The sequence below is a fragment of the Neolewinella marina genome (assembly GCF_002631205.1).
GTDB lineage: Bacteria > Bacteroidota > Bacteroidia > Chitinophagales > Saprospiraceae > Neolewinella > Neolewinella marina.
The window spans coordinates 244,751-261,131 of sequence record NZ_PDLO01000002.1; the positions used below are offsets into that span (position 1 = coordinate 244,751).

Consider the following 16,381-nt stretch of genomic DNA (forward strand, 5'->3'; position numbering starts at 1 on the left):
TCGAACAATTTACCGCGTTCCCGCGGTTGCCCCACCAAAAGCCTGACCGTGAAAAACGCGCTATACCGTACCCTGCTTCCTCTCCTGTTGGTCCTGGCCATGGGCTCCTGCTCGGAAGACGGCGACATCAACGTCTTCTCCATAGAGCAGGACCTCAAACTGGGGCAACAGGCCGACGCGGAGATCCGCAGCAAGCCCTCCGAATTCCCCATCCTGGACCCGGCGGATCATCCCCAGGCGTATGCTTACCTGCAGGGAATGGTCGATGAGATCGTGGAAAAGGGAATGGTGCCCTACGCCGACGTGTTCCCCTACGACGTGGCCATCATCGACCAGGACGTGGAGAATGCCTTTGCCACCCCCGGAGGGTTCCTCTACGTGTACACCGGACTGATCCTTGCCCTGGAGACGGAGGACGAGCTGGCCGGCGTGCTGGCCCACGAAATCGCCCACTCCGCCGAGCGCCACTCCACCGATCAGCTCACCCAGCAATTCGGCCTCTCCACCCTGCTGAGCCTGATTACGGGCGGGGCGGACCCCGGGCTCATCAGCCAGGTAGCCGGCAGCCTCCTTACCCTCAGCTTCAGCCGGGGCGATGAAACGGAAGCCGATGAGCGGTCGGTGGACTACCTCTGCAACACCCAGTACGCCGCCAACGGAGCCGCGGGCTTCTTTGAATCCATCCAGGATGGTCCCAGTCCGCCGGAGTTCCTCAGCACCCACCCCAACCCCGACAACCGGGTGGAGGCCATCAACCAGCGGGCCGCGGACAAGGGCTGCTCCACCGAAACGGGGAGCCAGGAGCGGTTCCGGACGTTCAAGGATAACCTGATGGAGTAGGCAAGGCAACCTCCTGGATCGGTAGCCTGATCAGGGCATCCCCTGCACCCAAACCTGTCGTGCCCAGCGACGCCCCTCTGGAGTAGTTACCCACAAAGTATACACCCCACGGCCCAGCCGACCCAGCCGGAGGGGTTGGGGAAGTTCGGCCATCAGGTCGAGGCGATATTCTCGAACCATCCGCCCCACGGGGTCAAGTAAGACGATGCGGGCCCCGCGCACGGTTTCTTCGCTTTTCAGGTAGACGTGCCCCTCGGCTGCGGGATTGGGGAAAACGGATATTCCGATTTCGTCAAGCCCCGTTTCAGCTACGGCAACCGTACCCAGGGTGACGGAGAGTTCGGCCCGCGGCTCCTTCGATTCGCGGTTGCCGACCGAATCCTGGGCCACGACGTAAAATTCGTAGGCATAATTGTTGTCCGCGAAGACTTCGGTTTCTCCATCTGCTTCGAGGGGGATTGCCGCCTCTGTCCAGGCATCACCCTCCCGCCGGAAGCGGAGAAAGTAGTTCTCTACCCCACTCTCTTCGTCCACCGCAGCGTACCGGATGCGAATGGTGGTATCATTCACTTCTACGTAAGATGGTTCCAGTTCGGATACGGGCCCGGCCGCGTCGATCCGGTTCGTCCACACATTGGTAGCAATGGGATCATTGTCGTCAAAGTAAATCAATGCCTGGGCCCCGATGCTGTCGTTGTTGGTCACTCCGGGCAGGAGCCGGGAGGAGAAGGTAAGCCCCCCCTCCCCTTCCGGGGAATTCTTGTTGGGAGGCAGAAAGCCCGCCAGGGCATCAGCCGGCAACCCCCCGGTATCGGGATCGAGCGAGGTGAACTGCCAGGATAACCGCCCGGTAAGGGTATCCAGTTTCGCGTTGACCCGGACCACCAGATTCTGTGCTGGCCGCAGGTCGATGTCTCTCCAGTACTCCTGGCGCGACTCCTCCAGGAAGTAGGTGTTACCGCCGAAGGTGACGTGGCCGAGGGTGGTTGTACGCCAGTCAAATTTGGTGGTATCCAGGGCGACTTCTACCCGTACGATCTGGGCGGGTGCTTCGGCAGTGTCTACGTTTTCGAAGGCCACGAAATAGGACAGGACCTCATCCCCGCGGATATATTGCCGGTCGCCCATTCCCGTTTCTCCGTAGATGGCGTTCGGATCGCGGGAGGTGATGGATCGTACCCGCCGGCGGTTGATCCGTTTCGGCCGGTTGTCGTCCGTATCATCCGGAAAATCAATTAACGACTGAATTCCCCGGCTGGTAATATCGATACCGCGGCCCTTTGCCCAGTTTTTAAATTCCAGGGTTGCCAGATCAATGGCTTCCTCCGTGGCCCCCGCCTCGCGCAGGCGGGCCACTTCATTCTTGTAGCGATTGAGTTTGTCGGTAAGTTCTTGTTGCATTCCCTCGCGGAACTTGCCAATCTTCAGCTGCCGTTCCACCACCTTGGCATTCGTGGCATAGTGGTTGGCTTGCTTATTAAAGTCTAGCGCCCGCTCCTGGGCCCCCGTACTTCCTTTTTTGAACTGGGGACCGTGGTTATTGAATACTTCCGCGCCAAGGGATACGCCCTGCTTGGCGTAGAACTCCGCGTCCGCCGTATTGGTCCCGTAGTACAGATCGACCCCTTCCGCGAATACGATCTGGGATCCTATATCAACATACCCGGCTGCCTTGCCAAGGGCCTTCAGCCAGGGATGGGGTGCGGCACCGGCCAGGGCAGCGGCTTGGGTTCCGCCTTCGTGTATCCAGTCCAGGGTTTCTCCGCTAATGGGGTTGTTCCGGATTGTAAAGGGCAGGGCATAGCCTGCCAGCGTAAGCGACTGACTCGTTGGGCTCCGCATTTTGAAGGTTACCTGCCGGGTTTCATTTCCCCGCACCAGGGGGATGTAAAGCATATGCAGCGTCCCCCGGAAAGGGTCGCCGTAAAGGGTGTCAATATCTACCTTCATATAGGTTTCCAGGTGGTTGTAGACGCTGTTGTAATCTACCTCCACCGTATCCACGTCCGGATCAAACTCCCCGTCGAAGTATACCTCATTAAAGTCTTCGCGGTCAATCGTCAGCCGGTTCCACATATCACCCTTGATCAGCAGCTTTCCGGAGCGTCGTTTGACGATGTCCATCAGGTCCGTCTCCACGTTTCGCGGCGTGACAATGCAGGCAACTACTCCATTGGCCAGCCTCGACCGGTTGTTGGTGACCATCAGGCTGAAATTCGCCCAGCGGTTGGTTCGAATGTTGGCCGGCCCGGAGATATCAACGTCCAGGTCAACTTCTTCATCAATATCATCCTGAATGATGGTGAACCCGTTGGGAAAGTCGAAGGTCTCGCCGTTGCCCAGTTTGATGCGCAGGTCATAGGTACCAGGGCCTGCCTGATCAAAGCGGAATATGGCCGTAAGCTCGGCGGGTGATGGTATTCCAATCCGGTCGGCAGCAACAGTGGCCCCTGCGCGTGAAAGCGATACTTCGGTTCCTTCACCGAAACCGGCGCCGAATACCCGAATGGCAAAGAAGCCGCTGGGCACGTACATCGATGCGGAGTGCGGCGTATACGACTCAATCCCCGTAACCTGGATTTGCTCGGTAGTCACCACCGTTTCTTCGCAGGCTTCGTTGGTCGCCGCGAGGGTGACGTCGTACACCCCGATCGGAAACTCCCGTACCGGGTAGCGCTGGGTACTGCTGCTGCCGTCGTCGAAGTCCCACAGAATAGATTCCGCCCGCCGGCTGTTGGCCACGAAGGCGAAGCGGTTGCCGAAGCGGGAGTACTCGATTTCCGCGTGGGGCTGCTCGGCAATAACCTCCAGCCGCACCCGGTAGGAGAAGGCGAAGGAGGAAGAGATCCGCAGGTATACTTCATCAGGATCGAGGCACTCCACCTCGAGGGTGGTGCGTTGGGGACCGAGCGGTTGGTTGATAAGGGGGAACGTCCTCAGTATGCGTCCCTGGCCGTTGTAGAGGTGGACGAAGAGGTCTGCCCCGGTATTGTTGCTCTCGTTCTCGTAATCCAGGTGGATCATGAAGGAAGCCAAGTCCGCGTTCTGGAGCCGGAAATAATCTTCCCGGTCCTGAGTTTCTCCGAGGAAACCAACCCGGCCCACGAAGGAATTCCCGACGGGTGCTCCCTCCATCCTGGTGTTGTTTGGTTCCGGATCCGGCCCGAAGCGCGGTTCGATCAGGTCGTACTTCAGTTCATATCCAAAACAGAAGGTGGAGTAGATGCGGAAAAAAACGGTGTCCCGCGCCCGCCCGTAGGCGAATAGCGTATCGGTCCGGGTCCCCGTAACCGGCTGGTTGTTGTTGGCCCGGCTGGTGAGGAGGGTGCCGCTTTTTGCGTAGATGTAGGCTGAGGCATCGGCGCCTCCGTTGTCGCTGGTGTTGTGGTAGGTGACCATCAGCCGTACGGCACCATCATCGGGCAGCACCGCCTGGAAGTAGTCTTCCCGGTCTTGGGTGGTGGCGGTCAGGTAGCCGATGCGGCCTTCAATTTTCTCGTTGTAGGGGATGGGGGCCGCCTGCTCCCGGGTGTCATTGGGTTCTGTGTTGCCGGCAGTCGGCGGGGGCAGCAGCTCATACTCCAGGGTGTAGCCGAAGCTGAAGGTGGAATACACGCGGAAGTAGATGGTATCCCGCGCCCGGCAGTGGGCGATGAGGGTAGCCGTAGCCTTGCCGTCCACCGCTACATTATTCGACGCGGCGCTGGTGAGCAGGGTACCGTCACCGTCGTAGATGTAGGCTGAAGCATCCGCGCCGGGGTTGTTACTTGTGTTCTCGTAGGTGATGGTCAGGCGCACCGAGCCGTCGTCGGGCAGGATGGCCTGGTAGAAGTCCTCCCGGTCCTGGGAAGTCGCATCTGAATAACCAATGCGGCCCTCCGTCGCCGCCCGGTGAGCAATCGGCGAGGCGTTGAAGCGGTCGTTGTTGGGCTCGGGGTCGGGCTCGGTAGGCGGCGGCAGGACTTCGTAGGTGACCCTGTAGCCAAAGCTGAAGGTCGAGTAAATGCGGAAATACATAGTATCCCTTGCGCGCCCGTAGGCATAGAGGGTGGCGGACTCCTGCCCGCTGGCCGGAACGTTGTTGGTAGCCACGCTCGTCAGCAGGGTGCCGTCGCCGTCGTAGATGTAGGCCGAAGCGTCCGCCCCGGGGTTGCCGCTTTCGTTGAGGTAGGTGACGGATAGTTTCACCGTACCATCGTCCGGCAATACCGCCCGGAAGTAATCCTCCCGGTCCTGTCCGGTGCCGCTACTGAAGCCAATGCGGCCCTCCGTCTCCTGGTTATAGGGCAGCAATGCCGCGGTGGCCCGATCGTCGTTGGGCTCCTGGTCGCCGCCGGTTTCCGGCTCCAGCACATCCACCCGCAGGCGGTAGCCGAAGCTGAAGGTGGAATAGATGCGGAAATACACGACATCCTGCGCCCGCCCGGGGGCGTAGAGGGTGTCGGTTCTGCTGTCGCCGGCGGCCACGTTGTTCGTCGCGCTGGAGCGCAGCAGCGTACCATTGGCGGCGTAGATGTAGGCTGAGGCGTCGGCACCGGAATTGTTGCTGGTGTTGAGGTAGGTGACGATCAGCCGTACCGTGCCATCGTCCGAAAGTGTGGTCTTGAAGTAGTCCTCCCGGTCCTGGGTAGTCGCGTACAGGTAGCCGATGCGCCCCTCGGTGAGGGTGGAGAGTGGCAGGGCGGCCGCCGTTTCCCGCCGGTCGTTCGGCTCCGGGTCGCCGGCGGTGGGCGGGGGCAGCAGCTCGTATTCGAGGGTATAGCCGAAGCTGAAGGTGGAGTACACGCGGAAATAGACCGTATCCTTTCCCCGGCCGTAGGCCGTAAGGGTGGCGGTTTGTTGACTTCCCGCTCCTACGTTGTTGGTGGCCAGGGAGGTCAGCAGGGTGCCGTCTCCGTCGTAGATGTAGGCCGAGGCATCGGCGCCCGGATTATTGCTGGTGTTGTCGTAGGTGATCGTCAGCTGTACCGTGCCGTCGTCGGGCAGTATCGCCCGGTAGTAATCCTCCCTGTCCTGTCCCGAGCCACTGAGGTAACCGATGCGCCCTTCCGTGACTTCCCGGTGGGCCACGGGGGCAGCGGTAGACCGGTCGTCGTTCGGTTCGGGATCTGCATCCGTTGGCGGCGGCAGCAGATCGTAACTGACGGTATAGCCGAAGCAAAAGGTGGAATTAAGCCGGAAGTACATTTTTCCCTTGGCCCGGGAGTAGGCGTAGATCGTATCCGTGACCGTGGCCCCGATGGCTACGTTGTTGCGCGCCTGGCTGGCCAGCAGACTGCCGTTGGCGTCGTAGACGTAGGCTACGGCATCCGCACCCGCATTCCCGCTGGTGTTCGTATACGTAACCCGCAGGCGGACCGTCCCGTCACCGGGAAGTTCCGTGGTGAAGTAATCGTCGCGATCGACGGCAGAGCAGCCCACGGTACCCAGCAGCGACGATGCAGCCGCGAGATCATCCGCGGCATTCAGGCTGTTATTGGGCTCGGTTTCTACCTGTCCAAAGGCAATTAGGGGAAGGACCGTGAAGGCTGCCAAGAGGCAGTTACGGACCAGGGAGTTGATTTTCCTGACCATTTCTCATAGTGTTCGTAAGCGCGCTGCGCACTTCCTACCCAAATACCACCGGTCAGGAAGCATATGCAGCCTCTATAAATTCCGGGTTTTTAAGGGACTACACAAGTTTTCCCCGGATATTTTGGTTGGATGTACCTATTACCCCGGCACCCGCGGCCGCGCCCCCACGGAATGCCCGCACTCCCCACCGCCCTGGCTTACCTTTGCCGCCATGTCTTCAACCCCCATCGTGATCGTTGGTGCCGGGCCCGCCGGTGCCGCCACCGCCCTGCGGCTTTCTTACCTGGGCATCCCCAGCGTCCTCATCGACAAGGCCTCCTTCCCACGCGACAAGGTGTGCGGCGATGCGATTTCCGGCAAGGTCCCCACCCTGCTCAACCGCCTGGATCCGGCCATCATGGACCGCTTCCGCCGCCGCTTCACCCCGGCCGACGTGTGGGGCATCCGCTTTTACCCCCCCAGCCGCAAACTCATCGAACTGCCCTTTAAGGTGGGTTACGAACGCATTCCCGACGAGGCTCCGGGCTACGTGAGCAAGCGCATCGACTTCGATGCCTTCCTGATCGAGGAAGTGCGCCGCCGGCCCGACATCGACCTGCGACTGGAAACGGAGATCGTCGCTACCGAACGCAACGGGCAAGGCTACCACCTGCGGGCTAAAAGCGGAGAGACGTGGGACTGCCAGCTCCTCATCGACGGCAGCGGGGCCCATAGCAAGTTCAGCCGCCACGAAGCAGGCCTCGACACCGACAAGGACCACCACGCCGCCGCCGTGCGGGCCTACTACCGGGGCGTGACGGGCTTTCACCCGGACAACTTCATCGAACTCCACTTCCTGGACGACTATAACCCCGGTTACTTCTGGATCTTTCCCCTGCCGAACGGGGAGGCCAACGTGGGACTCGGCATGCGCTCCGACATCGTGAAGAAGAAGGGACTCAACCTGCGCCGGGAACTCGACGCCATCGTGGCCTCGGAGCAGTTCCGCGACCGCTTCCGCGGCGCGGAGCAGATCACCCCCACGGTGGGGTACGGACTGCCCCTGGGTTCCAAGGACCGCACCCTCTCGGGCGACCATTACCTGCTTACGGGTGATGCCGGTCACCTCATCGACCCCCTCACCGGGGAAGGGATCGGGAATGCCGTCTATTCAGGCTTTATCGCCGCGGAGCTGGCCGAGAAGTGCGTGGCGGAAAACCGCTTCGACGCGGCTTTCCTGGCGGCCTACGACGTGCGGATCGAACGGGTACTGCGCACCGAACTCCGGCTGAGCTACCGCCTGCAGCAGATTATGCAGTATAAATGGATAACAAATTTCCTTACCGGCATCGTCGCGGCCAACCCTAAGGTCATCGAACTACTCTGTAGAATGTACACCGACTTCGAATTGCGCAAGCAGTTGGTTAAGCCGGGCTTCTGGTGGAAAATGTTCCGTACCAAGACGGGGAAATTACCGGCCATCGTCCGCAAATAAGAAAAATGTTAAAGAGATCAAAAAAACTGTGCGCTTTTGTAACAAAAAGCATTCTGCCGTAGTTAGGCAGGTAGTTGATTAAGTTTCATATATACTAGTGAGTGTAAAGTGAGCCTCCGACCCCATTATGCGGGTCAGGAGGTTCTTTTTTTTGCCCCTAGTCGAGCAGCCGCCAGCTGGCGCCCAGTCGCAGGGCAGCGTCCGGATACGGGTGCTGGGCCGTCAGGTACAATAACTGGTCGTTGATCAGGGTCTGCGCCTGGATGTAGCGGACAAAAAATCGAAACCGGGTGACCCGCAGGCTGAAGAAGGGGTCTACCTGTACGTAGAAATTTGTCGCTTGCCGCTCCTGCAGCTGAAAACGCTGTAGTACCGGATTGTAGTAGTAGGGCCGATAGCCCGAGGCATAGCGGACGTCCACGCCCAGGTTCACATTCAGTACGCCAAACCATTTTCCCGCGTAATACAGGCTGTGTTCACCGTACAGTTCTGGCAAGCGGAATACGGTCGCATCGGCCCGTTGCAGCAGCAGCCGGTTGTCCAGCCGGTAGCTGCCGAAGGCCAGATCGCGCTCTGCCGTAAGCTGCAGTATGCTGTGGGGTCCGTTGCTCTGCTGGGGCAGGCCCGCCTCGTCGAAATAGATGTAGTTCGTGAGCACGCTGTAGGCCAGTCCGGCGCGTACGCCCACGAAAGGCAGGGTGTAGGCCCCTTCTACCCGCAACTCCAGCGTCTTGCCGAAGTCGCGGTCGTAAAGCATCCGGTCGTTGAGGTAATAAGTACGTTGGACCAGGTCGGGGGAATAGAGCTGGTTGACGGCCCCGAGTTCCAGTTTGCCGGCCCGGCCGAGATCGAGTTCGCCGGTGGCCGCTACGCGGTAGTCGCCGATCTGTCCGATGAGGTTCAGCTGCCCCTCCACGAACAACTGCAGGCGGTCGCTGGGCCGCAGCCCGACGCCGGCGTTGGCCAGGAGGAAGTTGACGGTACTGTCGCCGCGGTCGCCCCCCAGCCGGTGCCACTGGTGGGTCAGGCTGGCCTCGAGGACGTCGCGCTGCACGGTCTCACGGCTGGCCGACTGTCCGCGGCGGAAGGTCGAGAAGCCCACCTCGTTACTGACCAGGTCGTGGGTGATGCGGTTGCGCAGTCCGCGGGCGTCAAAGTCAAGCTCGGGGTATAGGAGATAAAAGCTGGTATCGGTGTCCGTCCGCTCACTCGTCATGCGGTACTGCTGGCGGTCGACCTTAAACTGGTGCTTCAGGGTGAAGGCCCGCCGCTCCCGCCCCGTCAGGGTATCGGTAGCCGCCCCGAACTGCAGGTACTGGGTAGCGGCAAACTCCCGGTAAGCGTGTCGCAAATAGGTACTGGCCAGGAAGGGCCGCAGCTGGGCGAGGTTGTCGATCTCCCCGAAGTCCTCCGTCTCGCCGAAGTTGGCAATGCCGCCGTTCTGCTCCTCCTCAAAAGTATTGGCCGCATAGCTGAAGAATCCGCTGTAGCGGCTCCCCAGGGGACGGACGGACACCCCCACCCCGACGTGGGTATTGCGTACCCGGGCACCCGGATACTGGTCCTGGTCCCCGACCTGAAAGATGCGTTCGTAGTTCAGCAGGAGGTTTACCCCGTCGGCGAAGTTGCGACTGAACCGGGCGTTTATCAACCCGTCATTCTGCTCGCTGCCGCGCAGGTATTCCAAGTAGGTGAAGGGTCGCTCGAGGCGGTAGAAGTCGAGGTTTTCCGCGTCCACCTTGTACAGGTCGAACTGCCGGAAGCCTACCTCCAGGCCGCGGCGGTGTTCCGGGCGGTAGCGCAGGGGGTAGGCTGCCGACCCCAGCTGTCCCAGGGTGGCGTAGTCGAAGTCCACGGCCCGGTCCGGGGCGTACTGCTGAAAGCCGTTGAGCAGGCTGTCGGAGAAGCGGGTTTCGCGGTTCGGATTGTCGACCCGGTAGAGGAAAATCCCGAAGGTATCCGGCGCGACCAGACGCTGGTCCTGGGGCCGGCCACGGCGGGCGGAGGCGGCGTCGTAATCCGGATCGTCCGGGTCCAGTTCTCCGGTATCGCTGGGATCCAGAATCTGGGCGCGGACGCTGGTGCCGAGCAACAACAGCAGGAGCAGCAGGGAACTGTGGCGCAGGATTCTGGTCATGGGGATTTAAACGAAATTCAGCCGCGATCCGTCTGCCGCCGCCCCCATCCGACGGGTGAGCGGGGGGGGGGGGCGGCGGCGGCGGACCTGGCGGTTACTTCAGCGCCTTGGGATTCATGCCCATGCTGCTGAATCCTCCGTCGTGGAAGAGGTTCTGCATCGTGACGTAGCGGGTCAGGTCGCTGAACAGGGTGGCGCAGTACTCCCCGCAGGCGCGGGCGGAGGCGTTGCCGAGGGGCGACATATTGTCGGCGTAGTCGAAGAACTCCGTGAAGCCCTTGACGCCCTTGCCGGCGGTGGTCATGGTGGGCGACTGGCTGATGGTATTCACCCGTACGTGGTTCTTCTCGCCGAAGTGGTAGCCGAAGCTGCGGGCGAAGCTTTCCAGCAGGGCCTTGGATTCGGCCATTTCGCTGTAGTCCGGGAAGGTGCGCTGGGCGGCGATGTAGGTGAGGCCCAGGATGCTGCCCCAGTCCGCCATATGATCGCCCTTGTAGAGCACCTGACACATCTTGTGGAAGCTTACGGCGCTGATGTCGAAAGTCTTCAGCATCCAGTCGTGCTTCAGGTCGGTGTATTCCTTGCCCTTGCGTACGTTGAGCGACATCCCGATGGCGTGAAGGACGAAGTCGATCTTGCCACCCAGCACCTCCTCGGAACGGGTGAAGAGATTTTCCAGGTCTTCGATGCTGGTGGCGTCGGCCGGGATCACCTCGGCGTTCAGCCGCTCGGCCAACTCGTTGAGGCTGCCGAAACGCAGGGCCACGGGGGCATTGGTGAGGGTGAAGGTAGCGCCCATCTCCGCACAGACCTCGGCGACCTGCCAGGCGATGCTTTGGTTATCGAGGGCTCCGAAGATGACGCCGCGCTTGCCGGCAAGAAGTTGGGTGCTCATATGGTTTTCGTTTACGTATGAGCGCCAAAGGTAACGGTTAGGCTTTGGTACTGCCGTCTACCCGTTCAGAGACTTTTCGGACGATCAGTGGAAGGAGGTCCGACTCCAGGATTCGGTTGTGTACCACCACGGGAGTAGTAAAGCGGGGGGTCCCCTTTTTACTGAGCACCTGCACCCGCATGTCGTAAAGATTTGCGGTGCGTACTACGTCGTAGCGGTACCGCTGCACTTCGTTGTCGTAGGTGAGGACGAAATAGAATTCCAGGGGCAGCGGGCGGCCGATGAGCAGGAGCTGGGGAGCGTCGAGCATGATGTTTTCGCCCTGCTGTACCGGACGGAACCGCCCGGTGAAGGAAGGATATTCCCGGAACTGGGCCCGCACGCCGGCCGTGGCCAGGGCTTGCTGGGCCTCCTGCAGCCGTTCGCGGTTGATGGCCAGGGGGTCGGCGGGCGCCACTCCCGGAGCCAGTGAATGCGGGCGCCACTGCCCGGTGGGGATGTCGCGGTATTCCATCGGGCCCAGCCGCAGCTTGTAGTCGAAGGCGGAGAAGGTCGGGGAATAGTAGCCCGGATAGTAGTACGCCAATCCGGCCTCCAGTCCGAGCTCGACTTCCAGCAGCATGGTGTACAGTCCCAGACTGGCGTCGGCGTAGGCGGGATCGTAGATGCCGGCCTTGGTGTACATCACCCGGCGGCCCACGTCAAAGTAGCTGAAGGCAACCAAGCGATCACCGTCATAGATGCGCAGCACTCGGGTATCCAGTACCTGTTGCCCGTCCTCGCTGAAGACGTTGTACTCCAGGTCCTCGCGGGTCTTTTCCGGGTGCTCGGCCATGTACAGCCGGTTGACGCGCAACAATTCCTCATCCGGCTGGCCAGCCTGCTCGTAGCTCAGTCGGAACCGCTGCTTGTTGCGCCGCAGCAATTTGCGGTGACGTTTTTTAAAGGAGAACCCTTCCAGCGGCAGGCGGATCTGCAGGCAACCGTGGAGTTCGTCGTCGTCCGTCCGCAAGTAATCGGAAGTATAGATGGACTGCCCCGTGGGGCGCCACCCCCGCTCCAGGAAGGCATCCAGGTTTTCCGGCTCAAGAAACTGTCGGGGGTGAATAATGTGAGTGGCCAAGGGGCGGTGGGGTAACGGGTAACGGAGCTATAAAAATAAACCCCGCGGAGTAACCAAATTGTTTTATTGTCCCCCAAGGTTGTCGGGTTATTCCCCCGATTTCTGCTGCTCGGTGACGTCGGTCGCCAACACAATGAAGTTGACCTCCCCGCCGGTGCGCCGGGTGGGCAGGATACACAACTCCAGGAAACGTTGCTCCCCGGATGCGAGGGTTACCGCCCATTGGCCCCGCCAGGGTGTAATGGATGCCTGTTGCAGCAGCTCGGCCATCCGCAGCTGTCGCTCTTCCTGCCGGTTAAGGATTTCGGCGAAAGGGCGGCCGGTGACCGGAGCCGGCGTGCCCAGCAGGTCACGAAACTGCCTGTTCAGATGAACGACCGTACCGTCGCGACTCAGGGAAGCGTACAGGGTTACCTTATCGAGGGTGCCGTAGAGGGCGTAGAGTTCCTGCAGGGTGGCCTCCTTTTCGGCAACCGCCTCCTCCGCCGTATGTCGCGCCGCTTCCTGGGCCCTGCGTTCACTGTCTATGTGCTCGTATTGACGGCGGACCAGCCGGACCACCGGCGGAAAAATGAACAACAACACCAGCAGGAGCAGGCCGAGCGTCAGGGCCGTAAGCCAGCGGTCGAGGGTCTGCACGCGATCCACCTTGCCGGCTGCGGCGGCCGATAATTCATCGACGATCCGGTCCATCCCGGAGAGGAACTCGTCCGCCAGCAGGTTGACCTGTTCCACCCCCGCCGCGGTGTCCCGTGCTGCGCGGGAAAGGGCGTAGACGAGGCTATCCAGGGCGTGCAAATCTTGTTGTACTGGATTACCCTCCAGGTCATCTTTCAGCCACACGTGGCGCGCCTGCCATTCGCTGATGTCGGCTTCTACCTCCGGGTGATTTATCGCAATCCCCTTTACAATTCGCTGGCTGAGCATGCGCTGCCGGCCGGCCACGTTAATGATCTCACCGTCCTTTTTCTGGTTGGCGAGAAAGCCGTCGACGAGGAGCAGCTCCCCGACGAGGGCCAGGCCGATCAGCACAAGCGCCAGCAGGTGGGCGCTGCGGAGTTTTGAGAAGACGCGATTTTCACCCATACCCTACTCGGTTTCCATGGCTTCCAGAACCATCCCCCGCACGGCGGACGGCAGTTCGGCTTCCAGAGCGGCGGCCCGGCCCCGATCGGACATCTTGCCCAGGGTTTTGTGAAGAATGTCGATGACCTTCCCGTGGCGGTGCTCACCGGCGAATTCGGCGGCGTAATGCTTCAGGAATACGATACAGACCACGTCCTCCAGCGTCTGGGTCTCGGCGTCGCGCTTCAGGCGCTTTTTCTGTAGCAGGAAGGCCACTCGCTCCTGCACTTCCGGGGGGTAGCCCACTTCCGCCAGGATCTCTTGGGCCCGGGCGGCGTGGAACTGCTTCAGATCAGTGCGCCACCGCAGGTAACCCTCCCGGTCCATGGGGTAATCTTCCCGGGGGCTGCGCCAGCGTTCCAGGTGCTGAGCCCGGGCGGCAAGTTGCAGGGCAACGGAAGCATCCGGTGCGAAGCGGTTCAGTTCCTCCGTCATCCGGCGGGCGTACAACAACTCGTAGGGCACCTTCTCCCCACCGTCGTCCACCAGTCGTGGGTCGGCGGCGTTGGCGCGGTCGAATGCGGCAAAGGCGGCTGTCAGTTGTGAGCCCTGTTCGGGTTGATCCATTCGCGAAAGGTAGTGCGAATCGGAATATTCGACGTTATCACTCCCTTTACGGACGGGCGAACTCAGTGATCTTCGACGCCTTGGCGTACCCCCCTGGTATGATTCAGAATGCCCTCGGGTCACCCACCCACTTTACCGGTAGAAGGATCTCCTAATAAGTCCCGGACCCGTTCCCGGTCTTCTGGGGTGTTGGCATTGGTCAGCGGCAAATTGTCTTCCAGGTCGATAACGGCCGTGTCGCTGTTGATCAGGAGCTTGCGCGGACAGGAGTAGCCCAGCGCCAGGAATTGCAGCAAGCGTTGGTAGGCACGGGGTTCGTAGATGGCCACCAGGGGTTCGGGCCATTCGCGTCCGGCCCCGCGCAGGGCGGTGGCCACCCGGTCGGGGCGGCGGGCCTCCACCAGGCGACGCACGATGGGTGCCTCCAGCAGCGGCAGGTCGCAGGCCAGGATCAGCCAGGCGGCGTCCGGGTCGGTGAGGAAGGCCGACGCGATAGCTCCGGCCGGGCCCAGGCCTAGGAAGCGGTCGGCGACCGTAGGTTGAGAAAAGCGGCCACTGTCCCCTTCGTCGCGGATCGCTACAAAAGCGGGGATGTTAAGATCGGCACATAGGGCGGCGAGGCGGTCCACCTCCTTCTGCCCGTTGCGGTACACGATCTGGCTCTTGTCCTCGCCCATTCGCTGGCTGCGCCCACCAGCCAAAATCAGGGCCTTCAGGGGCGGTATGGCCTGCTGCAGGGCTTCCGCGATCCGGGGCAGGAGGTCGTCTACCCGCTCCAGGGGGACAACGGGGGCATCCGCCGGGAGCCAGTCGGGCAGCTCTCCGCTTACGTACACCACGGCCAGCACGTCGGTCACCTGTTCGCGGCGGCGCTCGAGGGTACCGGCCTTGCCCGCATCCACGAAGACGATCTGCTGGCTGGCCGGGTAATGGTTGCCGTTGACGAGGGCCAGGTCGTAGGTACTGCCCAGCAGGTGGTCGTCGAACTCATTCCAGTTCTGGCGGGGAGAGGTGAACGCCTTGCGGTCGTGGCGCAGGGCGGTGGCGACTTCGGGCTCCTGGTGCTCACCGGTGACGGTGAGGCAACGGTAGCTGTCCGACAGGGCGTCGGCCCACCGCAGCATGATCGCTTCCATGCGGGCGCAGGTGGATCCAAGGAAGGCAAATTCCGTCCGGGCGTAGTGGCCCAGGGCGGGACGGGCGATCTTGGGGTGTTTCTGGTGCATGGTAGTCTGGCTTAAAGCCGCAGGGGCAGGTAAGGGCAACATTCTCCGGCGGAAAAGACCGTCCGGTCGGGCGGCAATACGGCAAAGCCGTCGGTCCGCAGCAGGCTGACCAGATCACCGCTCCCCCCACTCGTAACGGGATGGGCAAGGTAGCGCCCACCAGCTGGAGAAACCCTCACCGCGCGAAACAGCGTCAGTTCCGGGGCAAATTCAACCGCCTCCGCGAGGGCGACTTCGGTGCGGGGTTCGGTCAGCCCCAGTTGCCGGCGCAGCCAGGGGCCGACGTAGGCCACCGCCCCGACCAGGCTGGAAACGGGGTTGCCGGGCAGGGCGAAAACCATCGTTCCGGTGGAGCGGCCTACCCAGAGGGGTTTGCCGGGGCGCTGGGCCACCCGGTGGAAGAGGCACTCGACCCCGGCCGCGGCGAGCCAGTCGGGTACGTGGTCCAGTTTGCCCTTGGATACGCCGCCGCTGAGCAGCAGCAGGTCATGGTCCTTGAGCAGAGCCTTCAGGATGGCCTGTCCCTGGTCGGCGGCGTCGGGCAGGTGGCCGAGAGTAGGCTCTATGCTCACCGCGCGGAAGAGTCCGGCGAGCTGGTAGACATTTGAACTGCGGATCTGGTGGGGTTCGGGGGGTACGCCCGGATCGATTACTTCATCGCCGGTAGAGGCAATGGCCACGCGGGGCCGCCGGCTTACGGCCACCTTGGTGACGCCGTAGGTAGCCAGTACCGCCAGTTCCGCCGGACCAATGACCCGGCCGGGTTCCATCATCAGGGTTTCGGCCCGGGCGTCGCTACCGCGGCGGTGAATGCTGTTGCCGTCGGTCAGGCCGTCGGGCAGCAGGAAAGCTTCCCCCTCCCGTTGGAGGTCTTCGTAGCGGATCACGGTGGTGGTGCCGGGGGGGAGGGGCGCGCCCGTCATCACTTCCACGCATTTGCCGGGGTCTTCCAGGGGGCGGGGGGCGCGGCCCGCGGGGGCCAAGTGGGCCACCGGAAAGCGCCGCTGCCCGGCGGCGTAGGCGCTGTAGTCGTAGGCAATTCCGTCCATGGCTACCCGGTCGAAAGGCGGCTGGTCGCGGTCGGCGTATACCCGCTGACGCAGTACTCGGCCACCGGAGCGGGACAGGGCCACGCGCTCCACGCCCCAGTCGAAGGACTGCTGCAGCACGCGAGATAGGGCTTCGGGATAACTGATCATGCTAGATATACGACGGTACCTGTCCGCGGGTTGACCAGACCGGCGGTCTACGGCAAATACCGGTCTACGATGGCAATAATCCATTCCTGCAACTGCCTGTTGGGTGCCAGTCCGGTCGGCGGCCTGTAGCAGCGATCAACCCGGAAATTACCGACTGGACCACTTACACATCCGTTGATTCACCCTGGATGCCGATATCGCGCCTGGTCTCCGGCCATATC

10 protein-coding genes are annotated in these 16,381 nt (G+C 61.8%); 2 read left to right on the forward strand and 8 right to left on the reverse strand.

All coding sequences use genetic code 11. The features are described from left to right. Positions 1–48 precede the first annotated feature (48 nt). Positions 49–840: a M48 family metallopeptidase gene (locus CGL56_RS06450; RefSeq protein ID WP_245851934.1), complete on the forward strand. Its 792-nt coding sequence runs from the start codon at positions 49–51 to the stop codon at positions 838–840. A gap of 30 nt (positions 841–870) precedes the next feature. Here CGL56_RS06450 and CGL56_RS06455 read toward each other — a convergent pair whose 3' ends face one another. Beyond that, positions 871–6,414 carry a DUF7619 domain-containing protein gene (locus CGL56_RS06455; RefSeq protein ID WP_099105715.1) on the reverse strand — a complete coding sequence of 1,848 codons (5,544 nt, stop codon included), beginning with the start codon at positions 6,412–6,414 and terminating at the stop codon, positions 871–873. 211 nt (positions 6,415–6,625) lie between these two features. Between CGL56_RS06455 and CGL56_RS06460 the strand changes: the two genes are divergently transcribed. Continuing rightward, entirely contained in the window at positions 6,626–7,888 is a 1,263-nt protein-coding gene (locus tag CGL56_RS06460; RefSeq protein ID WP_099105716.1) for an NAD(P)/FAD-dependent oxidoreductase, read from the forward strand. Between the two features lie 157 nt (positions 7,889–8,045). Here CGL56_RS06460 and CGL56_RS06465 read toward each other — a convergent pair whose 3' ends face one another. The 7 genes from CGL56_RS06465 to CGL56_RS06495 form a co-directional block, all read right to left on the reverse strand. Continuing rightward, complete coding sequence (locus CGL56_RS06465) at positions 8,046–10,025, reverse strand: putative porin (protein ID WP_099105717.1); 1,980 nt, start codon at positions 10,023–10,025, stop codon at positions 8,046–8,048. A 94-nt stretch (positions 10,026–10,119) separates the two neighbouring features. Continuing rightward, complete coding sequence (locus CGL56_RS06470; protein ID WP_099105718.1) at positions 10,120–10,920, reverse strand: enoyl-ACP reductase FabI; 801 nt, start codon at positions 10,918–10,920, stop codon at positions 10,120–10,122. Positions 10,921–10,957: 37 nt separating this feature from the next. Then, positions 10,958–12,043: a GNAT family N-acetyltransferase gene (locus CGL56_RS06475; RefSeq protein ID WP_099105719.1), complete on the reverse strand. Its 1,086-nt coding sequence runs from the start codon at positions 12,041–12,043 to the stop codon at positions 10,958–10,960. A gap of 87 nt (positions 12,044–12,130) precedes the next feature. After that, positions 12,131–13,129 (reverse strand): PAS domain-containing protein, encoded by a 999-nt coding sequence (locus CGL56_RS06480; protein WP_099105720.1) that lies wholly within the window; start codon positions 13,127–13,129, stop codon positions 12,131–12,133. Between the two features lie 3 nt (positions 13,130–13,132). Continuing rightward, positions 13,133–13,735 (reverse strand): DUF4202 domain-containing protein, encoded by a 603-nt coding sequence (locus CGL56_RS06485; protein ID WP_099105721.1) that lies wholly within the window; start codon positions 13,733–13,735, stop codon positions 13,133–13,135. A gap of 119 nt (positions 13,736–13,854) precedes the next feature. Further along, on the reverse strand, positions 13,855–14,961 hold the full coding sequence (locus CGL56_RS06490; protein WP_167641612.1) for an NTP transferase domain-containing protein: 1,107 nt from the start codon (positions 14,959–14,961) through the stop codon (positions 13,855–13,857). An 11-nt stretch (positions 14,962–14,972) separates the two neighbouring features. Further along, positions 14,973–16,160: a molybdopterin molybdotransferase MoeA gene (locus CGL56_RS06495; protein WP_167641611.1), complete on the reverse strand. Its 1,188-nt coding sequence runs from the start codon at positions 16,158–16,160 to the stop codon at positions 14,973–14,975. Positions 16,161–16,381: the final 221 nt, after the last annotated feature.